Here is a 21,591-nt window from a genome sequence, read left to right on the forward strand (position 1 = left end):
GAGTCAAGCGCGGATCCGTGCGGCGGTCGCCGATCTTTGCCAGCATCGGGGGTGATGAGCACGGAGTTCACCGCCAAGCCGCCCGTCCTGCCCACCCCGTGGACGCACCGGGTCGACCCGGAGCACGTGCTGCCGGAGTACCCGCGCCCGCACCTGGTCCGCGACCGCTGGCTGAACCTGAACGGGCTGTGGGAGTACACCACCGAGACCCGCCGCGGCGAGCTGATCCTGGTGCCCTACCCGCCGGAGTCGGCGCTGTCCGGGATCGGCGCGCACGACGACCTGATGTGGTACCGCCGCACCTTCGAGGTCCCGGCGGACTGGGCGGGGGACCGGGTGCTGCTGCACTTCGGCGCGGTCGACCAGCGTGCCCGCGTTTGGGTCAACCACCAGCTGGTCGCCGAGCACGAGGGCGGGTACACCGCGTTCAGCGCGGACATCACCGAGGCGCTCCGGGCGGACGGCCCGCAGGAGGTGCTGGTGCGCGCCGAGGACCGGGTCGACACCGGCACGCACCCGCTGGGCAAGCAGCGCCGGGACCCCGGCGGCATCCTCTACACCGGCGCCTCCGGCATCTGGCAGACCGTCTGGCTGGAACCGGTGCCGCCCGAGCACATCCGGCGGCTCGACCTCGACAGCGACCTGACCGGGTTCACCCTCACCCCGCGCGTGTCCGGCGGCGACCGGGTGGAAGTGGTGGTCCGCACCCCGGACGGCGAGGAGGTGACCCGGGCCGACGGCCCGGCGGGCCGGGCGATCCGCGTCGAGGTGCCGTCGCCGCGGCTGTGGTCACCGGAGGACCCGTACCTGTACGACCTGACCGTCCGGCTGGGCGAAGACGTCGTCCGCGGGTACACCGGCCTGCGCACCATCGGCGTCGCCAGGGACGAGCGGGGCAGGCCGCGGATCGCGCTGAACGGCCGCATCACCTTCCTGCACGGCCCGCTGGACCAGGGTTACTGGCCGGACGGCGTCTACACCGCCCCCACCGACGAGGCGCTGCGGTTCGACCTGGAGCAGACCAAGGCGCTCGGCTTCAACTTCGTCCGCAAGCACGCCAAGGTGGAACCGGCCCGCTGGTACCACTGGACCGACCGGCTCGGCCTGCTGGTCTGGCAGGACATGCCGTCCCTGCCGGTGCTGCTGGACAACCCGCCGGGACCGCAGGCGCCACCGGTCCCCGAGGCGCGGCGGCGCTTCGAAGCCGAACTGCTCGAACTGATCGACCAGCTGCGCGGGGTGACCTCCCTGGTCGGCTGGGTGCCGTTCAACGAGGGCTGGGGTGAATACGACACGGTGCGCATCTCGGCGCTCGTCCGCGAAGCCGACCCGACCCGGATGGTGAACGCCAGCAGCGGCGTGAACTGCTGCCACTCCCACCCCGACACCGGAGCGGGCGACATCTACGACGACCACACCTACGTCGGCCCCGGCCGCCCGGAGATCATCGACGCGCGGGTGCGGGTCGACGGCGAGTACGGCGGGCTCGGCCTGGTGCTGCCGGGGCACGTCTGGCCGGGACCGCCGATGGCCTACGAGATGACCGGCAGCCGCGAGGAACTCACCCGCCGCTACGCCGAGGTGAGCGCCGAACTCACGCGGCTCATCCCGGAACTGGGCCTGTCCGGGGCCGTCTACACGCAGGCCACGGACGTGGAGAACGAGGTGAACGGCTTCTTCACCTACGACCGCCGGGAAGCCAAGCTCGACATCGCGGTGGCCGCGGCACACAATCGGGAGGCGATCGAGGCGGGCAGTCAGGCCCGAGCTCGGTGACTTTCGGCCCTTTCCCGGAGCCCGGCGGGTTTGCCAGGTTGAGCCCGCGCGCCGGGGAAGCACACGGAGGCCGACATGGAGTCGCTGAGCCACGGTGAATGCCTGCACCTGCTGGGAAGGACCGGGGTGGGGCGGGTGGTCTACACCAAACACGCGATGCCGGCGATCGACCTGGTCGGCTACACCATGCGCAACGGCGCGGTGGTCTTCCGCAGTGCCGGGGACAGCGAACTGCCCGCCGCGGTGCGCAACGCCGTGGTGGCCTTCCAGGCCGACCGGCTCTCGCCCGACCTGACCCGCGGCTGGACGGTGAGCGTGGTCGGGCACGCCACCGAGATCTCCGACCGCGCCGAACTGGCCGCGCTGTCCGCCACCGCGGTGACCCCGTGGGCGGCCTCGGCCGCCGACCGGTTCCTCAAGATCACCGTGAAGCTGGCGTCCGGCACCCGGATCGGCAACGGCCGATGATCCGGGTGTTCCTGGTCGACGACCACGAGGTGGTCCGGCGCGGGGTGGCGCACCTGCTGGCGGCGGACCCGGACCTGGAGGTGGTCGGCGAGGCGGGCACGGCGGCGCAGGCGCTGGCGCGCATCCCCGCGCTGCGGCCGGACATCGCGGTGCTCGACGTGCGCCTGCCGGACGGCAACGGGGTGGAGCTGTGCCGTGATCTGCGGTCGCGGCTGCCCGGCCTGAACTGCCTGATGCTCACCTCGTTCACCGACGAGCAGGCCATGCTCGACGCGATCCTCGCCGGGGCCGGGGGTTACGTGATCAAGGACATCGACGGCCTGCGGCTGGTCTCCGCGGTGCACGACGTCGGGTCCGGGCTGTCGCTGCTGGACAACCGGGCCGCCGCCACGCTGATGGCGAAGCTGCGTGCCGACGTGGCCGCCGAAGGCCCGCTGGCGGCGTTGTCCGAGCGGGAGCGGGAACTGCTGGTGTTCATCAGCGACGGCCTGACCAACCGCCAGATCGCCACGCGGATGAACCTGGCGGAGAAGACGGTGAAGAACTACGTTTCGCGGCTGCTCACGAAACTCGGCATGCAGCGCCGCACCCAGGCCGCCGTGCTGGCCACCCGGTTGCGCGGGCGGCCCCCCGGCTCCTGAGCCCCCTGGACGGCGCTGTCCTCCGGGGGCGCGGGGTGCCAGTCTGGTGGCGTGACCGAGGGTGAGGTCCTGCGCCTGGTGGTCGTCCGCGCCCGGACCCGGCTCGGTGCCGACCACGTCCTCCTGGCGCTGCCCGGCGAGGACGGCGGGCTGGCGGTGGTGGCCGCCGCCGGACCGGACGCACCCCAGCGGATCCCGCTCGAGGGCACGATCGCCGCGGCGGTGCTGCGCTCCGGCAGGCCGCGCCGGGCGGGCACGCCGGGTGCCGGGCTGGCCGGGCGGTCCGGGCCCGCGCTCGCGGTCCCGCTGCCCGGGGTGACCGGGGTGCTGATCGCCCTGCGGGACAGGGACGGCGAGCCGTTCACCGCCGACGGCGTGGCGGTCGCGAAGGGCTTCGCCGAGCAGGCCGCGCTGGCCGTGCGAGCCGCGCGGGAGCACCTGCACCAGTACCAGCTGGACCTGCTCAACGAACGCGACCGGATCGCCCGCGAACTGCACGACCACGTGATCCAGCGGGTGTTCGCGGTCGGCCTGTCGCTGCAGAGCCTGCAGCAGCAGGCCGGATCCCCGGAGGTCCGGCGGCGGCTGGGGGAGAGCGTGGCCGACCTGCAGGAGGTGGTGCGTGAGATCCGCGGCACCATCTTCGACCTGCACGGGGACCCGGAGGACGCGACCCGGCTGCGGCGGCGGTTGCAGCAGCTGGTCGGCGAGCTGGTCGCCGGCACCGGGGTGCGGCCGGTGGTGCGGATGTCCGGCCCGCTGAGCGTGGTCCCGCCGGAACTCGCCGCGCACGCCGAAGCGGTGGTGCGGGAGGCGGTCGGCAACACCGTGCGGCACGCCGGGGCGAGCACGGTCACCGTGGCGGTGGCGGTGGAGAACGAGCTGAGCATCGGCGTCACCGACGACGGCACCGGCATCGCCCCCGGCGCGGTCCACAGCGGACTGGCGACGCTGGCCGCGCGGGCCGCCGGCGCCGGGGGCACCCTGCACGTGCAGGCTTCACCCGAAGGGGGCACCCGGTTGCTCTGGTCGGTGCCGCTGCCCTGAGGGTCCCCGCGGAAGTCCCCACGAGCGGGGACTTCCGGCCCTGCGGGGTCCCGCTCCGGTTGTGCCATCGTCTGATCCTGGCTAAGGAGGCGCGCCATGGCCCACCCCGGCGAGCGGACCGTGCGGATGGCGATCGGGCTGGCCGTGCGCGCCCCGTCGGTGCACAACTCGCAGCCGTGGCGGTGGGGGCTCGACGGCCGGGCGGTGCACCTGTACGCCGGCCGCGACCGGCAGGTCCCGGAAACCGATCCCAACGGCGCCCGACTGCTGATCGCCTGCGGGGTGGCGCTGCACCACCTGCGGATCGGGTTCGCCGTGCAGGGCTGGCGCACACGGGTGCACCGGCTGCCGGAGCCGGACGACCCCGGCCACCTCGCGGTGGTCGAGCCGTACCGCGGGGAACCGGGTGCCGACGAGGTCGCGCTGGCGGCCGCGATCCCCCGGCGCCGCTCCGACCGGCGTCGCTACGACCAGCGATGGCCCCCCGAGACGCACCTGTCGCTGATCACCGACCGGGCCGAGGCCACCGGGGCGCTGGTGCGCGCGGCCACGGACGGCCGGGCCCGGCCCCAGCTGGTGCGGGCGCTCGCCGAGTGCGCGCGCTACCAGCTGCTGGGCCCGGCGGTGCTGCTCGAACTCGCCGGTGGGCACTGGCCGCCGAGCGTGCCGGACCACGACCACGAGTCGGTGCTGCTGGTGGTCGGCACCGAGGTCGACGACCGGCGGGCGCGGCTGCGGGCCGGGGAAGCGCTGAGCGAGATCCTGCTGGCCGCCACCGGGCTGGGCCTGGCCACCTGCGCCCTGACCGACCCGCTCGGCGTGCCCGACGTGCGGCCGGTGCTGTCGAAGGAACTGCTCCACGGCGGGCACCCCCAGGTGGTGTGCCGCCTCGGCTGGGCGAGGCGGCACGCCGAACCCCTGCCGGCCACCACACGGCGGCCACTGGACGAGGTGGTGCAGAACCTCGTGCCCGTCGCCGTGTGACCGAGGGCCGCGAAGGGCCGGCCAGGCGTGCACAGCCGCCGCCCCTTCGCGGCCCGCCAGCGCCCCCCCGGGTGGGTGAGGGCTGGGCCGGTACCGCGCGGAGTGCTCGCCGCACGGCCCCGGCCCACCCCACCCGGTGCGCCTCGGTGGGCGCGCCCTCGGGCTTCGCTCCTTGGCCGATGCGCCTCGGTTTGCCCTCTTGGCTTTGGCGTCTTGGCCGGGTGCCTTGGTTGTTGCTCTTGGCTTTGGCGTCTTGGCCGGGGTGCCTTGGTTCTTGCCCTTGGCTTTGGCGTCTTGGCCGCGTGCCCGCCTTGCCGGTGTGCTTCTTGGCCGGTCTCCCCGGTTTGTGCTCCTGACCGGTGCTGTGCGTTCTCGGCCGGTGTGCCCACTCGCCGGTGTGCCCACTCGCCGGTGTCCGCCTCGGCCGGTGTCCGCCTCGGCCGGTGTCCGCCTCGGCCGGTGTCCGCCTCGGCCGGTGTCCGCCTCGGCCGGTGTCCGCCTCGGCCGGTGTGCCCGCCTTGGGCGGTGTGCCCGCCTCGGGCGATGTGCCCGCCTCGGCTGGTGCAATCCTCAGCCGGTGGCCCACTCGCCGATGTGCACCTCTGGCCTGTACGCCCCAGCCGGTGCTGCTGACCGGTGCCCTCCTTGGTCCACGTGCACCCTCGGGCCCACTCCTTCCCGAAGCTGGGCCGGTCAGGAAGGCAGCGCGGCTTCCACGGCCTTCACCAGCGCCTCGTCCTCGGGCTCCGTCCGCGGCCGGAACCGTCCCAGTACCGTGCCGTCCACGCCGACCAGGAACTTTTCGAAGTTCCACTGCACATCACCGGCCACCCCGTCGGCATCCGGCGCAGCCGCCAGAGCCGCGTAGAGCGGGTGCCGTCCCGGGCCGTTGACCTCGATCTTCGCGAACAACGGGAAGGTCACGCCGTACGTCGTCGAGCAGAACGTGCGGATTTCCGCGGCGCTCCCCGGTTCCTGCCCGGCGAACTGGTTGCACGGGAACCCAGCCACCGCGAAACCCCGCGAGCCGTAGCGCTCCTGCAACGCCTCCAACCCGGTGTACTGCGGCGTCAGCCCGCACTTCGACGCCACGTTCACCACCAGCAGCGCCTTCTCGCCCAGCGCGCCGAGCGTGGTCGGCTCCCCGTCGAGGGTCTCCACCCCGATGTCCTTGATCCCCATCGAAATCCTCACAGCAGATCGCGGGCATCCAGCTGCCCGAACGGCCGGTCCTCGAACGACACCGCGCCCCCGCCCACCAGAGCGTCGAACCGCTCGGTGTGCACGCGCGCCCGCCGCCGAGCGTAGTCGGCGGCCGAGTCCTTGGTGACCATGAACGCCCAGTCGCTGGACAACGCCAGCAGCGCCTCGGTCACCAGCTGGTCCCGCACCGGGTCGCGGTGGCCCCGCGCGGACGGCGGCAGCGCGAGCAGGCGCCGCTGCAACGAGGCGTTCGCCGCGACCATGTCCGCGACCTGCTCCCCGTCCCACACCCGCCAGTCCTTGCCCGAACCCCACGACGACGCGGGGAGGTCCGCCGGCGCGCCGAGGTGCCCGGCTTCCAGCGCACCCCGCAGCGTGGTCACCCGCACGCCCGCCTCCGGCAGCGCCCGCAGCACCGCCTCCAGCCACGCCGGGCCTTCGTGCCACCAGTGCCCGAACAGCTCCGTGTCGTACGCCGCGACCACCAGCGACTCGCGCCCGTGCCGCTCCCGCAGCGACCGCAGCCGCGTCACCACGGTGTCCACGAAGTCCTTGACGTGCGAGCGGAGCGTGTCCGCGGCCAGCGCCGGGTCGTAGGGCGCCTTGTCCGACGGCGCCACCTGCTTCCCGGTCACCCGCGACGGTTTCAGCCCGACCTCGTGGTCCCAGGTGTGGAAGTCCCGGTAGGACCCGTGCCCCGGGTAGCCCGCCTTCGGCGACCAGACCCGGTACGTCACCTCGAGGTCACGCCCGAAGCAGACCACGTCCGACGAGCCGACCGTGCGCGCCGCCGAGGTGTCACCGCGCAGCGAAGGCCCGTCGACCAGGAACCGCCGCACGCCCGCCGCCGCGTAGTCGGCCTCCATGCCCGGCGCGTAACCGCATTCCGGCGCCCAGATGCCTTCGGGACGGTGGCCGATGCGCAGCCGGGTGTCGTCGAGGCCGGTGCGCAGCGCGAAACCCCGCACCCGCGGATCGAGCAGCGGCTGGAACGGGTGCGTCGCCGGGCCGCCGAGCAGCTCGATCGTCCCGGAGTCCACAAGGGACCGAAGCACCGGCGAAAAGCCGTGCCGCCACCGGGTTTCCAGCTCCTCGCAGGCGCGATCGGCAGCCAGGTGCTCCTCGGCGGCCAATGAGCGCAGCAGCGGGTCGCCGGACCAGAGCGTGGCCGCCTGCCGCGCCCGCAGCTGCCAGTGCCCGAGCCAGTGGTGGAACGCACGCAGGCAGTACGGGTCGTCCAGCTGCGCGGCCAGCACCGGCGTGACACCGAGGGTGAGCACGTCGCGCCTGCCCTCGTCGGCGAACCGCCGCACCAGGTCGACCACCGGCAGGTACGAATGCGCCCACGCCTGGTACAGCCACTCCTCGCCGACCGGCCAGGAACCGTGGTGCGCCAGCCACGGCAGGTGGCTGTGCAGCACCAGGCAGAAGGTGCCCTCGCTCACGGCCGCACCGCCACGGCCACCAGGTCCAGGCTCTCGTCGAGGTCCTCGCCGTGCACCACGAAATCGCCGGTGCGGATCGAATCGACGTCGGCGAGCAGCTCGGCGGGCCAGGTCGCCTGCCCCGGCAGCGAGCCCATCACCACGTCCAGCTGCGCCTGGATGATCGAACCGCCGTACCGCTCGTCCAGCGCGCGCACGGCCGGGCCGTGGTGCAGCCCGTGCAGCAGTTCCACCTCGAACCCGGCGGCGCGCAGCAGCTCGTCCAGTTCGGCCGCGGACAGTTCCCTGGTGTGGTACGGGTTCAGCGGCACGTCGCTGTCCGGGGTGAAGGTGAGCCGGTTCGGCGTGGTGACCAGCAGCCGTCCGCCGGGCCGCAGCACGCGCAGGCACTCGGCGAGGAAGCCGCCCTGGTCCCAGAGGTGCTCGAGCACCTGGAAGTTGGCCACGGCGTCCACAGTGGACGAACGCAGCGGCAGGCAGGCGAGGTTCCCGCGGACGACGTCCAGCGCCGGGTAGCGCCGGGCAACGTGCGCGGTGGTCGGCTCGTCGTAGTCCAGCGCCAGCACCCGCGGCGCGGAGGTGGCGATCAACCCGGCACCGTAACCTTCGCCACAGCCGGCGTCCAGCACCGTCGCACCCGCGCAGTAGGGGAGCAGGGCGGCGTAGGCGGCCTCGTGGCGCCTGAACCAGTAGTTCTCCTCGGGAACGTCCGGCACGGTGCGTTCTCCGGTGAGGTGCAGGGCCTCGGCGGGGGTGGTCACCCGGTCACCCTGTCACACCCACCGGGGCGGCCCCGTCCAAAGGTCATGCAGTCGACATTCACCCGCGCCACACTGGCGCTGCTCGGCCTGGCCGGACTCCTCACCGGGGGGTGGGCGTGCTTCCTGCCGGAGTCGTTCTACCTGGACTTCCCCGGTTTCCGCCGCGGCTGGGTCTCGGCCGACGGGCCGTTCAACGAACACCTGGTCCGGGACGTCGGGGCGATGTTCCTGGCACTGGGCGTGGTCGCCTTCGGCGCGCTGGCGATGAAGAGCGCGTCAGCGGCACGGCTGGCGGGGGCCGCCTGGCTGGTGCTGAGCGTGCCGCACACCATCTACCACTTGATCCACCTGCACGTGCTGCCGCCGGTGGACCAGGTGCTCAACGCCGTGGGCCTGGTCGCGGGCACGCTGGTGGCCCTGCTGGTGGTGCTGGTGCCGGGAAGAACTCCGGCACCAGCGGTTTCGGCCCAATGATCACGTTGCGAGGTCGCTTTTGAGCCGGCCACCGGGTCAAAAGCGACCTCGCCGCCGCGCCGGAGGCGCGGCCGAATCTCAGCGCTTGCCCCTGCCGCGCAGCTTGCCGAGGGCTTCCTTGGCCTGCTGGCGCTTGCGTGGGTCGTTGGCGTACCGCTTGACCTGGTCGATCGTCCGGCGGCCCTGCGGGCTTCTCGCGAACCGCGCGATCTTGTGGAACAGCGATGATGCCATCTCGGTCCTCCTGCGCGTGGCGGTTTGTCCGGTTCGTCGGGACAACGAACCACCTTTCCGTGTGGTTCCCGGGCTACCCCGTCACCCCGCTGGGGAAACGGTGATGCCCAGTGCACCCGGACCCACGTGCGCGCCGATGATCGTGCTGGCTTCCAGGGTCATCGTTTCGCGCACCTGCGGCAGCCGGTTCCGCAGCTGCTCGGCGAGGTCGAGCACGCGCTCGTCGTCGCCGAAGCGGACCAGGGCCACGTCGACCGGTTTGTCCCGCGCCTGCCGGGTGGCCAGCTCGACCAGCTTGTTCAGCGCCCGCCGCCGCCCCGGCACCCTGGACAGCGGGGCGACCTCGCCCTCGCGCACGGTCAGCAGCGGCTTCAGCGCCAGCGCGCTGCCGACCATCGCCTGCGCGGAGCCGATCCGGCCGCTGCGCTTGAGGTATTCGAGGGTGTCCACGTAGAGCAGTTCGGTGCTGGTGCGGAAGCGGTACTCGGCGGTCTCGATCACCCGCCGCGGGTGCGCGCCCGCCGCCGCGGCCCTGGCCGCCGCCAGCACGGCGAAACCGAGGCTCATCCCGGTGGTGCCGCTGTCGAGCACGTGCACCGGGAGCTGCACCTGCTGCGCGGCCTCCCTGGCCGCCTGCACCGTGGCCGACATGCGGCCGGAGAGGTGGATGCTGACGACGGCGGTCGCGCCGCGGCTCATCGCGTCCTGGTAGGCCCAGAAGAAGGCGCCCGGATCGGGCGGGGAGGTGGACACCGCCTGGCCCGCGCGCATGGCGGCCAGCAGGTCGGCGCGCTGGAAGCGCTGCTCGTCGTCGAGCCGGTCCCCGACGTGCAACTGGACCTGGGCGACACCGATGTCCCACTGCCTGGCCAGCGCGTCGGGCAGGCAGGCGGTCGAATCGGTCATCACGGCTACGCGGTTCAGCACAGTCAGGCAGGCTAACCCGGCGCGTCCGAATGGAGGAACCGCGATGCCACTGGATGGGATGGAACGCACACCGTACGCAGTCCGCCGAGAACTAACGGGACGATCGTCCTGATTTTTGGCGCATCCAGGTGAATGGCGTCACCTCGGCGCGCCAGCGACCCCGCACCTGCGCTTAACTACCGGCGAGTACAGCCCTGCGGGTGCACTGAGGCGCCCGAAGTAACGGGAGGTCGTGAAGGACCCATGACGAACATCGTTGTCCTGGTCAAGCAGGTGCCCGACACCTACTCCGAGCGCAAGCTCAGCGAGTCCGACCACACCCTTGACCGCGAGTCCGCCGACGCGGTGCTCGACGAGATCAACGAGCGTGCGGTCGAAGAAGCGCTGAAGATCAAGGAAGCCGGCGAGGGCGAGGTGACCGTGCTCGCGGTCGGCCCGGACCGCGCCACCGACGCGATCCGCAAGGCGCTGTCGATGGGTGCCGACAAGGCCATCCACGTCTCCGACCCGGCGCTGCACGGTTCCGACCTGCTCGCCACCGCCAAGGTGATCGCCGCCGCGGTGCGCAAGGTGGACAACGTCGACCTGGTGATCGCCGGCAACGAGGCCTCCGACGGCCGCGGTGGCGCGGTCCCGGCGATCGTCGCCGAACTGCTCGGCCTGCCGCAGCTGACCCACGCCCGGCAGCTGACCGTCGAGGGCACCTCGGTCAAGGTCGACCGCGAAACCGCGGACGAGGGCCTGACCCACCTCGAGGCGAGCCTGCCCGCGCTGGTCAGCGTCACCGAGAAGATCAACGAGCCGCGGTACCCGTCGTTCAAGGGCATCATGGCCGCGAAGAAGAAGCCGGTGGAGACGCTCACCGTCGCCGACCTCGGGGTCGACGCGGGCGAGGTCGGCCTCGGCAACGCGTGGTCCGCCGTGGTCGAAGCCGCGCCGAAGCCCCCGCGCACCGCCGGTGAGCGCGTCGAGGACGACGGCGACGGCGGCACCAAGGTCGCCGAATACCTGGTCGGCCAGAAGATCATCTGAGACTGAGACTCGCTAGGAGACGGAAATGTCTGAAGTTCTGGTCCTCGTCGACCACGTCGACGGTGAGGTCAAGAAGTCCACGCTGGAGCTGCTGACCGCGGCCCGCGCGCTCGGCGAGCCGTCGGCCGTGGTGGTCGGCGAGCCGGGCACCGCGAGCAAGGTCAAGGACAGCCTGGCCGCCTACGGTGCCGCGAAGGTGTACGTGGCGGAGTCCGCCGACGCCGCCACCTACCTGGTCACCCCGAAGGTCGACGCGCTCGCGCTGCTGGCCGGGAAGGCGTCCCCGGCCGCGGTGATCGTGGCCGCCACCGCCGAGGGCAAGGAGGTGTCCGGCAGGCTCGCCGCGCGGCTGGACTCCGGCCTGCTCTACGACGTGGTCGGCGTCAACTCCGACGGCACGGTCGACCAGTCGGTCTTCGGTGGCGCGTACTCGGTGAAGTCGAAGTCCGCCAAGGGCACGCCGATCATCTCGGTCCGCCCGGGCGCGATCGAGGCGGAGCAGGCCGACGGCGCCGCCGCGGAGGAGACCGTCGAGCTGCCCGCGGTGGACCCGGCCAAGGCGGCCAAGATCACCGGCGTCGAGCCGGTCGTCGGCGGTGACCGGCCCGAGCTGACCGAGGCCTCCATCGTGGTCTCCGGTGGCCGCGGGGTCGGCTCGGCCGACAAGTTCGACGTGGTGGAGAAGCTGGCCGACTCGCTCGGCGCGGCCGTCGGCGCCTCGCGCGCCGCGGTGGACTCCGGGTACTACCCGGCGCAGTTCCAGGTCGGCCAGACCGGCAAGACGGTCTCGCCGCAGCTGTACATCGCGCTCGGCATCTCCGGGGCGATCCAGCACCGGGCCGGCATGCAGACCTCGAAGACGATCATCGCGGTCAACAAGGACCCCGAGGCCCCGATCTTCGAGATCGCCGACTTCGGTGTGGTGGGGGACCTGTTCAACGTGGCCCCGCAGCTGACCGAGGCGGTTGCGAAGCGCAAGGGCTGAGCGGGGTGTTCCACCCCGGTTCTTCAGTGTGACCACGGCGAGGATGACCTTGCCAAGGCGGGGAAGCTGCCTTGACGAGGGCATCCTCGCCGTGTTTTTGGCGGTGGACCGAGGCGGGGGTGGGGAGTCTGGGCGGGTGCTCTTGTTCGGTGCCCGGGCGGCGGTGGGGCACTTGGTTGGGGAGCGGGTTTCGGCGTTTCCTACCTGAGAGGAGGCTGAGAACCCGCTATTAACGGAACGTGCACCGAGACGCCACCGCGTGGCTCTCCCGGTGGTTCTTCCCGGGCGTAGACCTACCGGTATGACTCGATCACAGCTGCTCGTCAGCACTGATCAGGCCGGTGCCGAGCTGCCGGCGGGCGCGCCCCGCTACTCCCTGCTCGTCGCCAACGACAACGAAGAGGTCGTCGCCGCGCAGCGGCTTCGTCACCGCGTTTTCGCCGAGGAAATGGGCGCCACCCTGCACTCGCCCCAGCCGGGGCTGGACATCGACGAGTTCGACCGGTTCTGCGACCACCTGGTGGTCCGCGACGACAACAGCGGCGAGATCGTCGGCACCTACCGGATGCTGCCGCCCGAGCGCGCCGCCGAAGCGGGCCGCCTCTACTCGGACACCGAGTTCGACCTGACCGCGCTGGCCGCCCTCCGCGGCTCGCTGGTCGAGACCGGCCGCTCCTGCGTGCACCCCGAACACCGCAGCGGCGCCGTGGTCAGCCTGGTCTGGGCGGGCATCGCCCGCTACATGCTGCTGTCCGGGCACCGCTACCTGGCCGGCTGCGCCTCGGTGCCGCTGACCGGCCACGGCAGCTACGCCGCCGGGGTCTGGGACCTGTTGCGCACCAAGCACTACGCCGCCGACGAGCTGCGCGTGCGGCCCCTGGACCCGTGGCACTGCGACGACGTGCCGCGGCCGTCCCGGTCGGTGCTGCCGCCGCTGATCAAGGGCTACGTCCGCCTCGGCGCCAAGGTGTGCGGGCCGCCCGCGCTGGACGCCGACTTCGGCGTGGCCGACTTCCTGGTCCTGCTGGACCTGCAGAACGTCGACGAGCGCTACCTGAAGTTCTTCCTCGGGGCGAACGGATGAGTGCCCGGCACGCGTGGATGCCGCCGTCGCCGTGCGGTGACCACTGCCTGACCCACGGCGAGCCGACCGTCCACCTCGCCCGCCGCGCCGGTCGCTTCGCCGCGGCGATCGTGGTGGTGCTGGCCGCGCTGGCCGCCGTCCCGGCGCTGCTGGTGCTGCGCGGCCGGGCCCGCGACCGCCTGGTGCGCCTGGTGTTCGGCGGGGTGCTGCGTTCCTTCGGCATCCGGCTGGTGGTGCACGGCGGCGCCGAACTGGCCGAGGACCCGGCCCGCGGCGCGCTGGTGGTGAACAACCACATCTCGTGGCTGGACGTCGTCGCGGTCAACGCGGTGCGGCCGATGCGGGCGCTGGCCAAGCGGGAGATCGCGAGCTGGCCGGTGCTCGGGCTGCTGGTGGCCAAGGCGGGCACCATCTTCCTCGACCGCGAACGCCTGTCCACCCTGCCGTCCACGATGGACCGGCTGGCCGAGGCGCTGCGCGGCGGTTCGCTGGTCAACGTCACCCCGGAGGCCACCACCTGGTGCGGTCGCGCCTCCGGCCGGTTCACCACGGCCACCTTCCAGGCGGCCATCGACGGCGGGGTGCCGGTCCGCCCGATCGCGTTGCGCTACCGCCTCGCGGACGGCCGGGAAACCACCTGGCCCGCGTTCATCGGCCCGGAATCGCTGATCGACTCGCTGCGCCGGGTGGCCCGGTTGCGCGGGTTGGTGCTGGAGGTCTTCGTCTGCCCGGAGATCGCGCCGGGCCGGGCGGCGGACCGCCGGGAGCTGGCCGGGCTCGCCGAAGCCGCGGTCTCCGCCGCGCTCGGCACGGTCTCCCTCCCCGCGCAGCGCCGCCGCCGGGTCGTCGCACCGGTCAAGGTCTGAGTTTGACCTCCACCGCGGTGGAGATCGCAGACTGGGACCATGACCGAGACCCTGGCCCCGGGCCGCGGCGTGCTCTGGAGCCGGGAGCACCGCGTGACCACCACCGGCATCCTGCTGGTGATCACCCTGGTCGCGTTCGAGAACATGGGCGTGGCCACGGCGATGCCGACGATGGTGGCCGAACTGCACGGCACCGCGCTCTACTCCTGGCCGTTCACCTCGTTCCTGGTCGCCAGCGTGGTGGCCACCGTGCTGTCCGGCAGGCTCGGTGACGCCCGCGGCCCGGCGCTCGGGCTGCTGACCGGGCCGCTGCTGTTCCTGGCCGGGCTGGTGGTCGCCGGTACCGCGGTGAACATGCCGCTGCTGCTGCTCGGGCGGGTGCTGCAGGGCTTCGGCGCCGGGCTGGTGCTGGTGGCGGTGTCCCTGCTGATCGGGCTCGTCTACACCGATCGTGAACGGCCGGTGATCTACGCGGCGAACGCGGCGGCGTGGGTGCTGCCGGGGGTGCTCGGGCCGTCGATCGCCGGGCTGGTCACCGAGCGGTTCGGCTGGCGCTGGGTGTTCCTCGCGTTGATCCCGCTGGTGGGGCTCGCCATGGCGCTGCTGCTGTCGGTGGTGCGACGGCTCGAACCGCACGTCCCCGGGGCGGGCGAGCGGCGTGCCGGGGTGCCGTCGGCGGTGGTCGTGGCGATCGGCGTGGCGGCGCTGACCTGGGCCGCGCAGCACCCCTCCCCGGTGGCGCTGGGCTACGGCGCCGTCGGCGCGGTCGCGCTGGTGCTGTCGCTGCGCCGCCTGCTGCCACCCGGCACGCTCACCCTGCGCCCCGGCCTGCCGACCGTGGTCGGCGCGCGGGCGCTGCTGTCCGGGGCGTTCTTCGGCATGGAGGCGTTCCTGCCGCTGACCCTGAGCAGCGTGCACGGCTACGGCCCGGCGCCGGCGGGGTTGCCGTTGACGGTCACCGCGCTCGGCTGGTCGGCCGCCTCGATGCTGCAGGGCCGGTATCCGGACTGGTCGCGGGAGTCGCTGCTGCGCACCGGGTTCGCGCTGGTGGCGGCCGGGGTCGGCGGGTTCGTGTTCGTCGCGCAGCCGTGGGCGCCCGGCTGGCTGGCCTTCGCCTGCACCGCGGTCGGCGGGGCGGGCATGGGGCTGGCGATGCCCTCGGTTTCACTGCTCCTGCTGCGGTTCTCGCCGGTCGCCGAGCGCGGGTTCACCATGTCGGCCAGCCAGTTGGGGGACTGGGTGGGCTCGGCGCTGACCGTCGGGTTCGGCGGGGTGCTGCTGGCCGCGTTCGGCCCGGCCGACCGGCCGTCGGCGGCGATGGCGGTGGTCGGTGCGGCGATGGCCGGGGTCGCCCTGGTCGGCTTCTTCGCCACCCGCCGGCGGCCTCACCAGGGTAGGTGAGCATCGTCACACGCCCTCCGGGGCTACCCTGGAGGGCGCGATGACCTATCTCGACCACGCGGCGACAACCCCGATGTTGCCCTCCGCCATCAAGGCGATGACCGAGGCATTGTCCACCGTGGGCAACGCCTCCTCACTGCACTCCTCGGGGCGGCGGGCGCGGCGGCTGGTCGAGGAGGCCAGGGAGGTCGTGGCCGGCGCGCTGGGCGCGCGACCGTCCGAGGTGGTCTTCACCGGCGGCGGCACCGAAGCCGACAACCTGGCGGTCAAGGGCATCTTCTGGGCGCGCCACCGCGCCGACGACCGGCGCCGCCGCATCCTGGTGAGCGCGGTCGAGCACCACGCCGTGCTGGACACCGCGGAATGGCTCGCCGAGCACAGCGGTGCCGAGATCGACTGGCTGGCCGTGGACGAGACCGGCCGCGTCGCCCCGGAAACGCTGCGCGAAGCCGTCGAGCGCGACCCGTCGGACGTCGCGCTGGTCACGGTGATGTGGGCGAACAACGAGGTCGGCACGGTCAATCCGATCGCCGAGCTGACCGCGATCTGCGCCGAGCACGGCATCCCGCTGCACACCGACGCCGTGCAGGCGATCGGCGCGGTGCCGGTGTCGTTCGCCGGGAGCGGCGCCGCGGCGCTGACGCTGACCGGGCACAAGGTCGGCGGCCCGTACGGGGTCGGCGCGCTGCTGCTCGGCCGCGACACGCCGTGCACCCCGCTGCTGCACGGCGGCGGGCAGGAGCGCGACGTGCGCTCCGGCACCCTGGACGTGCCCGCCATCCACGCGTTCGCGGTGGCCGTGCAGGCCGCCGTCGAGGCGCAGCCGTCGCAGGCGGAACTGCTGGGTGAGCTGCGGCAGGAACTGGTCACCGCGGTGCTGCGCGAGGTGCCGGACGCCCGGCTCAACGGCCACCCCGAGCACCGGCTCCCCGGCAACGCGCACTTCACCTTCCCCGGTTGCGCCGGCGACAGCCTGCTGATGCTGCTCGACGCCAAGGGCATCGAGTGCTCCACCGGCTCGGCCTGCACGGCCGGGGTCGCGCAGGCCAGCCACGTGCTGCTGGCGATGGGTGCCGAACCCGCGGCGGCGCGGGGTTCGCTGCGGTTCTCGCTGGGGCACGACTCCACGCGGGCGGACGTGGACGCACTGGCCGCGGTGATCGGCGGGGTGGTCGCGAGGGCGCGGCAGGCCGGGCTTTCCGGGATGCGCAAGGCGAAGGCGAAGGTGTGAGGCGGATGCGCGTACTGGCCGCGATGAGCGGTGGCGTGGACTCGGCGGTCGCCGCCGCCCGTGCGGTGGCGGCGGGGCACGAGGTGGTCGGGGTGCACTTGGCGCTGTCGGCGAAACCGGGCACGCTGCGCACCGGTTCGCGCGGCTGCTGCACGATCGAGGATTCGCGGGACGCCAGGCGGGCCGCGGACATCCTCGGCATCCCGTTCTACGTCTGGGACTTCGCCGAGCGGTTCACCGAGGAAGTGGTGGAGACCTTCGTCGGCGAGTACGCCGCCGGGCGCACCCCGAACCCGTGCGTCACCTGCAACGAGAAGATCAAGTTCGAGGCGTTGCTGGACAAGGCGATGGCGCTCGGCTTCGACGCGGTGGCCACCGGGCACTACGCGCGGTTGTCCGTCGTGGATGGTGTGCCGGAGCTGCGCCGGAGCGTGGACTCGGGCAAGGACCAGTCGTACGTGCTGGCTTCGCTGACGCCGGAGCAGCTGCGCCACTCGATGTTCCCGCTGGGTGACTCGTGGAAGACCGAGGTGCGGGCCGAGGCGGAGCGGCGGGAGCTGGCGGTGGCGAAGAAGCCGGACAGCCACGACATCTGCTTCATCCCGGACGGCGACACCAAGAGCTTCCTGGAGAAGCGGCTCGGCACGCGACCGGGTGACCTGGTCGACGCCGAGACCGGTGCGGTGCTGGGGCGGCACACCGGGGTGCACGGTTTCACCATCGGCCAGCGCAAGGGGCTGGGCATCGAGGCCCCGGCGCCGGACGGGCGGCCCCGGTACGTGTTGTCGCTGGAACCGGTCAGCGGGACGGTGAAGGTCGGTTCTTCGCGTGATCTCGGTGTGACGCGGATTTCGGCGGATCGTCCCGTTTGGCCTGCTGGACCCCTGGACGGGCCGACGGAGTGCGTGGTGCAGGTGCGGGCGCACGGTGGACTGGCCTCGGCGGTGGCCGAGGTTTCGGGGGATCAGGTGAGCATCCAGCTGCGGGAGCCGTTGCGGGGGGTGGCGCCGGGACAGGTCGCGGTGCTCTACCGGCCGGATGCGGAGAACGGGGACCTGGTGCTGGGGAGCGCGAAGATTTCCGGGACCGGGTGAGGAACTGGTGAGGACGGGGTGAGGAACGGGTGAGGAACGGCCACCCCGGCTTTTCAGTGTGACTACGGCGGGGATGGCTTTGTCAAGGCGGGAAAGATGCCTTGACAAAGCCATCCCCGCCGTGTTTTTGGCTGTGGACCGGGGTGGGGTGGGGGGTCTGGGTGGTCGTGCCGGTTTAGCGCTGCTGGCTTGCGTTGGGTGGGTGGGGGTGTGGGGTCGTGCTGGTTGGGCTGCTGGCTTGCGTTGGGTGGGTGGGGGTGTGGGGTCGTGCTGGTTGGGCTGCTGGCTTGCGTTGGGTGGGTGGGGTCGTGCTGGTCGCGCTGCTGGCTTGCGTTGGGTGGGGGTGTGGGATCGCGCTGGTTGCTCTCTTGGCTGGCGTTGGGTCCGGTCTGAGGGGGCGCGGTTTGGTCTGTTGGCTTGCGTTGGGTGGTGGGGTCTGGTGGTCGTGCTGGTTGAGCTCTCTGGTTTGCGTTGGGTGGGTGGGGAACTGTTGCTTCGGCGGGGCCGGGCGGTTCCTCGCGTGGTGGGTGAGGGTGCTCGTCCTGGCTCCCGAGCTTGCCCGCTGGGGCGGTCGCTCAGCAGGCGTCCTTGCCAGCCGCGCCGCAGGGGGCCTCAGAGAGGCAGTTTGAAGCCGGTGTGGGTGGCGGTGAAGCCGAGGCGTTCGTAGAAGCGGTGGGCATCGGTGCGCCGGGCGTCCGAGGTGAGTTGCACCATCGCGCAACCCCGGCGCCGCGCTTCGTCGATCGCCCAGGTCACCAGGGTGGTGCCCAGGCCGGTACCCCGCTGGCTCGAGTGCACCCGCACCCCCTCGACCTGGGCGCGGGTGGCTCCCCGCCGAGACAACCCGTGGATGATCGACAGCTGCAGCGTCCCGACCACCGAACCATCCGCATCGGCGACCACCAGCACCTGGTTCGGATCGGCGTCGATGGCCTCGAAGGCGGCGAAGTACGGGTCCAGCCGGGTGGGGTCCTCCCGGCCCGCACCGATGGCATCATCCGCGAGCATCGCCGCGATGCTCGCCACGTCGTCCCGCCGCGCTCGCCGAATCACGTGCCCAGTATCCCACTCACGGGAGCCGGTAGTGCCGGACACCGTCTACATCGGACAACCGCAGCCTGCCCTGGGCGGCCAGCAGGTCCAGGTGCGCCCCGGTCTCGTTGACCGCGAGGCACTGGTTGAACGCGTCCAGCTCACCGAGCTCGCGCTGCCGCCGCGTCCAGCCCAGCCGCAGGGCGACCTCGTAGGCGGTGCTCGCGCCGTCAGCCACCCGCGTGCCCATCTCGTCGAGACGCTCCTCGTGGTGCACCAGCAGTTCGTCGACGCGGGCGTGCACGCTCGGCGCGACCGGGCCGTGTGCGGGCAGCATGCGCCGGTCGGGCAGGCCGCGCACCAGGCGCAGCGACTCCAGGAAGTCCTGCAACGGCAGGTCCGGCCCGGCGGGCTGGAAGCCGATCGACGGGGTGATGTGCGGCAGCACGTGATCCCCGGTGAACATCAGGTCCGCCACGTCGTCGACGAAGACCAGGTGACCGGCGGTGTGGCCGGGGGTGGCGACCACGTCCAGTTCGCGGTCCGGCAGCACGGAACGGCGACCGGGGGTGAGCCACTCGTCGGGTGCCTCCCACAGCGCGGTGTCCGTGCGGGGGCGCCGGTAGTCGCCGAACATCTTCGCCAGCGCCTCGATCACCGGGGTCGCGCCCGCCCGGGCCAGCGACCGCAGCTGCGCGTTCATCGGCATGGTCGACGGGTCGGCGCTGATCTCCAGCGACGGCCGTTCGTCCGCGCCGAGCGCCACGTGCCCGCCGAACTCGCGGCGCAACGCCACCGCCTGCGTGTAGTGGTCGCGGTGCACGTGGGTGATCAGGAACTCGGCGATGTCCCCGAGTTCCGCGCCCAGCGCCTTGAGCCCGGCGCCGAGCAGTTCACGGGCCTCCACCAGCGCCCAGCCCGAATCGACCAGCACCAGCCGCGAGCCGTCGGAGACCGCGTAGACGTTGATCGCCTTCAGCGCGTCGTTGGGCAGCGGCAACGGGATGCGGTGGACGCCGGGCGAAACCGCGTACACCCCCGGTTCCGCCCAGTGCCGCGAACCGTCGTCTTCGGTGATCTCCACGGGTCAGTCCGAATCCTGTTTCAGCGCGGTGTCGATGGTCAGCGCCGCGGCCACCACCATGCTGGCCAGCGGGTCCGGCAGCTGCCGGTGGATCTGCACCACGTAGTTGTCCGCCGTGGTGAAGGCGGCCTTGACGAACCCGCCGAAGGTCTTGGTCACCCTGGCCACCTCCTCGCCGGATTCGTCGCGGATGGAGAAGTTCCACGCGCGCCAGTTCTCCGCGTGGATGCCTCCCACCTTACGATCACCGACCAGGAAAGCGAACCTGATCTTGCCGAGCACGTTCTCCTGCACGATTTCGCCGATCGGCGAGTCGTCCGCCCTGGTCACCAGGAACCGCGACTTGAAGATCTTGCGCGGCCGGGTCACCTTGAGCACCGTGCTGTGGTTGGCGTCACGCACCTCGAAGCGGTGCGTGAGGTACTGGTCGTAGGCGCTGAGCAGGCGCAGCACCTTGCGCAGCGCGCTCTGCCCGACCTGCACCACCCCGCCCAGCCGGTTGCCGTCCGCGTCGAACACGCCGAACTCGCTGGCCAGCTCGATCAGCTTCGCCCGCTGGTTGACCACCAGCACCGGCTCGGTGAACAGGGTGCCCCCGCCACCGCGCACCGCCTGACCCCTCATCGCCTTCGCCGCCTGCGCGCGGATCCGCTGCGGATCCGGGGTGCCCTCGATGTCCAGCTCGATCCGCTCGGCGTCGTGCGGGCGCGGGGCCGGGCGGGTGTGCTCGGTCCACGCGGTGCCGTCCCACCAGCGTTGCGAAGCCGGGTCGGCCCGGTCGGTGTACCAACCCGGCTGCGAAGAGGTGGTCATGGCGGTCGAGCGTAGTGCGAGCACCCCCGAAGTGGCGGTGATCAGGGGATTTACGGGAAATGTCCGTGTCTCTAGTCCGGCCCGCTCTCGGTGATCAGCCGCTCCAGTTCCCGGCGGAGCAGGCCGAGCCGGGCGTCGGCCAGCAGCGGGATCTCCCGGCGACGGCGGCGCACCGCGGTCGGGTCGATGTCCACCAGCGTCAGCGACTCCTCCCAGGTGGGCGCGGTGGCCACCACCGAACCCCACGGGTCGACCACCCGCGAACCACCCCAGAACCGCACCCCGGCCTCGTCACCGACCCGGTTCACGAAGATCACCCAGCACTGCTGCATGCGCGCGGTGAACACGAGCAGGTCGTGCCAGTACTCGGCCGGGTCGAACGAGCCGCCGGTCAGCTTGGCCGCGCTGTTCGTCGGCACCACCAGTATCTCGGCGCCGTCCTGCGCGGCCAGCCACGGCAGCATCGGCTGCCAGGCGTCGTTGCAGATCAGCGTGGCCATCCGGCCGTGCCGGGTGTCGAAGGCGCGCATGGTCTGGCCGGGGCTGGCGTGCTTGCGCTCCTCCCAGATCAGGTAGTTGGGCAGGTAGAGCTTGCGGTGGTTGTGCACCAGTTCGCCGTCGGACAGGTACAGCGCCGAGTTGTGCCGCCGGATCCGGCCGTCCTCCAGCAGGCCGATCACCACGTCGGGGCCGTGCCTGGACAGTTCGGCCAGGCGCGCGTCGTCCGGCCAGAGCGAGATGTCCTCGGCGAGCTGCCCGAGCGCGTAGCCGGTGAGGCTCAGCTCGGGGAACACGACCAGGTCCGCACCCTGGGCCGCGGACTCCTTGATGAGCTGCTCGGTGCTGGTCAAGTTTCCGTCGACGTCGCCGAGGCGGCAGTCGGTCTGGGCCAGTGCCACGCGCATCGCGGTTTCACCTCCTCGGTGATCATCTGGTGCTGACTGCCCACAGTGTGACTTCCACGGCCCGGGAACGACAGGCGGCGGGGCGACCGTTTACCCGCGCGCAA

The 21,591-nt window shown here is 72.3% G+C and carries 22 protein-coding genes; 13 read left to right on the top strand and 9 right to left on the bottom strand.

Annotated elements, in window-relative coordinates:
• Positions 1-54 precede the first annotated feature (54 nt).
• From AC07EG_RS17615 to AC07EG_RS17635, 5 genes are all read left to right on the top strand, one after another.
• The gene (locus tag AC07EG_RS17615) at positions 55-1,776 is read left to right on the top strand and encodes a glycoside hydrolase family 2 protein (RefSeq protein WP_478254161.1); all 1,722 of its coding nucleotides are present in this window, start codon (positions 55-57) and stop codon (positions 1,774-1,776) included.
• 75 nt (positions 1,777-1,851) lie between these two features.
• A complete protein-coding gene (locus AC07EG_RS17620; protein ID WP_478254162.1) occupies positions 1,852-2,244 on the top strand; it encodes a pyridoxamine 5'-phosphate oxidase family protein in 393 nt (130 codons plus the stop codon).
• A complete protein-coding gene (locus tag AC07EG_RS17625; RefSeq protein WP_478254163.1) occupies positions 2,241-2,885 on the top strand; it encodes a response regulator in 645 nt (214 codons plus the stop codon). Before AC07EG_RS17620 ends, AC07EG_RS17625 begins: the two co-directional genes overlap by 4 nt.
• Positions 2,886-2,936: 51 nt before the next feature.
• Positions 2,937-3,932, top strand: coding sequence for a GAF domain-containing sensor histidine kinase (locus AC07EG_RS17630; protein ID WP_478254164.1), 996 nt, complete (start codon positions 2,937-2,939; stop codon positions 3,930-3,932).
• 96 nt (positions 3,933-4,028) lie between these two features.
• On the top strand, positions 4,029-4,916 hold the full coding sequence (locus tag AC07EG_RS17635) for an Acg family FMN-binding oxidoreductase (protein WP_478254165.1): 888 nt from the start codon (positions 4,029-4,031) through the stop codon (positions 4,914-4,916).
• A gap of 693 nt (positions 4,917-5,609) precedes the next feature.
• Here the strand turns inward: AC07EG_RS17635 and AC07EG_RS17640 are convergent.
• The 3 genes from AC07EG_RS17640 to AC07EG_RS17650 are packed head-to-tail and all read right to left on the bottom strand — an operon-like array spanning position 5,610 to position 8,325.
• On the bottom strand, positions 5,610-6,098 hold the full coding sequence (locus AC07EG_RS17640) for a glutathione peroxidase (RefSeq protein WP_478254166.1): 489 nt from the start codon (positions 6,096-6,098) through the stop codon (positions 5,610-5,612).
• Positions 6,099-6,106: 8 nt separating this feature from the next.
• Positions 6,107-7,564: a 1,4-alpha-glucan branching protein domain-containing protein gene (locus AC07EG_RS17645; protein WP_478254167.1), complete on the bottom strand. Its 1,458-nt coding sequence runs from the start codon at positions 7,562-7,564 to the stop codon at positions 6,107-6,109.
• Positions 7,561-8,325, bottom strand: a complete 765-nt coding sequence (locus AC07EG_RS17650; protein ID WP_478254168.1) for a class I SAM-dependent methyltransferase — start codon at positions 8,323-8,325, stop codon at positions 7,561-7,563. Before AC07EG_RS17650 ends, AC07EG_RS17645 begins: the two co-directional genes overlap by 4 nt.
• Positions 8,326-8,370: 45 nt before the next feature.
• Between AC07EG_RS17650 and AC07EG_RS17655 the strand changes: the two genes are divergently transcribed.
• Positions 8,371-8,799, top strand: a complete 429-nt coding sequence (locus AC07EG_RS17655) for a hypothetical protein (protein WP_478254169.1) — start codon at positions 8,371-8,373, stop codon at positions 8,797-8,799.
• A 78-nt stretch (positions 8,800-8,877) separates the two neighbouring features.
• On the opposite strand, the gene AC07EG_RS17660 is transcribed toward AC07EG_RS17655, so the two are convergent.
• Together AC07EG_RS17660 and AC07EG_RS17665 are read right to left on the bottom strand one after the other, a co-directional pair.
• Positions 8,878-9,033, bottom strand: coding sequence for a hypothetical protein (locus AC07EG_RS17660; protein WP_478254170.1), 156 nt, complete (start codon positions 9,031-9,033; stop codon positions 8,878-8,880).
• Positions 9,034-9,114: 81 nt separating this feature from the next.
• A complete protein-coding gene (locus AC07EG_RS17665; RefSeq protein WP_478254171.1) occupies positions 9,115-9,939 on the bottom strand; it encodes a DegV family protein in 825 nt (274 codons plus the stop codon).
• Positions 9,940-10,203: 264 nt separating this feature from the next.
• Between AC07EG_RS17665 and AC07EG_RS17670 the strand changes: the two genes are divergently transcribed.
• The 7 genes from AC07EG_RS17670 (at position 10,204) to mnmA (ending at position 17,653) form a co-directional block, all read left to right on the top strand.
• Positions 10,204-10,992: an electron transfer flavoprotein subunit beta/FixA family protein gene (locus tag AC07EG_RS17670; RefSeq protein ID WP_478254172.1), complete on the top strand. Its 789-nt coding sequence runs from the start codon at positions 10,204-10,206 to the stop codon at positions 10,990-10,992.
• Positions 10,993-11,017: 25 nt separating this feature from the next.
• Positions 11,018-11,977: an electron transfer flavoprotein subunit alpha/FixB family protein gene (locus AC07EG_RS17675; RefSeq protein WP_478254173.1), complete on the top strand. Its 960-nt coding sequence runs from the start codon at positions 11,018-11,020 to the stop codon at positions 11,975-11,977.
• Positions 11,978-12,278: 301 nt separating this feature from the next.
• The gene (locus AC07EG_RS17680) at positions 12,279-13,061 is read left to right on the top strand and encodes a GNAT family N-acetyltransferase (RefSeq protein ID WP_478254174.1); all 783 of its coding nucleotides are present in this window, start codon (positions 12,279-12,281) and stop codon (positions 13,059-13,061) included.
• Positions 13,058-13,927: a lysophospholipid acyltransferase family protein gene (locus AC07EG_RS17685; RefSeq protein ID WP_478254175.1), complete on the top strand. Its 870-nt coding sequence runs from the start codon at positions 13,058-13,060 to the stop codon at positions 13,925-13,927. The genes AC07EG_RS17680 and AC07EG_RS17685 overlap by 4 nt, the downstream gene beginning before the upstream one ends.
• Positions 13,928-13,966: 39 nt before the next feature.
• Positions 13,967-15,328 carry an MFS transporter gene (locus AC07EG_RS17690; RefSeq protein ID WP_478254176.1) on the top strand — a complete coding sequence of 454 codons (1,362 nt, stop codon included), beginning with the start codon at positions 13,967-13,969 and terminating at the stop codon, positions 15,326-15,328.
• A 40-nt stretch (positions 15,329-15,368) separates the two neighbouring features.
• Positions 15,369-16,559 (top strand): cysteine desulfurase family protein, encoded by a 1,191-nt coding sequence (locus AC07EG_RS17695; RefSeq protein WP_478254177.1) that lies wholly within the window; start codon positions 15,369-15,371, stop codon positions 16,557-16,559.
• Positions 16,560-16,564: 5 nt separating this feature from the next.
• Positions 16,565-17,653 carry a tRNA 2-thiouridine(34) synthase MnmA gene (gene mnmA / locus AC07EG_RS17700; RefSeq protein ID WP_478254178.1) on the top strand — a complete coding sequence of 363 codons (1,089 nt, stop codon included), beginning with the start codon at positions 16,565-16,567 and terminating at the stop codon, positions 17,651-17,653.
• Between the two features lie 612 nt (positions 17,654-18,265).
• Here mnmA and AC07EG_RS17705 read toward each other — a convergent pair.
• From AC07EG_RS17705 to AC07EG_RS17720, 4 genes are all read right to left on the bottom strand, one after another.
• Positions 18,266-18,661, bottom strand: a complete 396-nt coding sequence (locus tag AC07EG_RS17705; RefSeq protein ID WP_478254361.1) for a GNAT family N-acetyltransferase — start codon at positions 18,659-18,661, stop codon at positions 18,266-18,268.
• A gap of 61 nt (positions 18,662-18,722) precedes the next feature.
• Positions 18,723-19,769 (bottom strand): MBL fold metallo-hydrolase, encoded by a 1,047-nt coding sequence (locus tag AC07EG_RS17710; RefSeq protein ID WP_478254179.1) that lies wholly within the window; start codon positions 19,767-19,769, stop codon positions 18,723-18,725.
• A gap of 3 nt (positions 19,770-19,772) precedes the next feature.
• Entirely contained in the window at positions 19,773-20,582 is an 810-nt protein-coding gene (locus AC07EG_RS17715) for an LURP-one-related family protein (RefSeq protein WP_478254180.1), read from the bottom strand.
• A gap of 71 nt (positions 20,583-20,653) precedes the next feature.
• Positions 20,654-21,487 (bottom strand): nitrilase-related carbon-nitrogen hydrolase, encoded by an 834-nt coding sequence (locus tag AC07EG_RS17720; RefSeq protein WP_478254181.1) that lies wholly within the window; start codon positions 21,485-21,487, stop codon positions 20,654-20,656.
• Positions 21,488-21,591 lie beyond the last annotated feature (104 nt).

Source organism: Amycolatopsis sp. NPDC045836, from assembly GCF_056431745.1.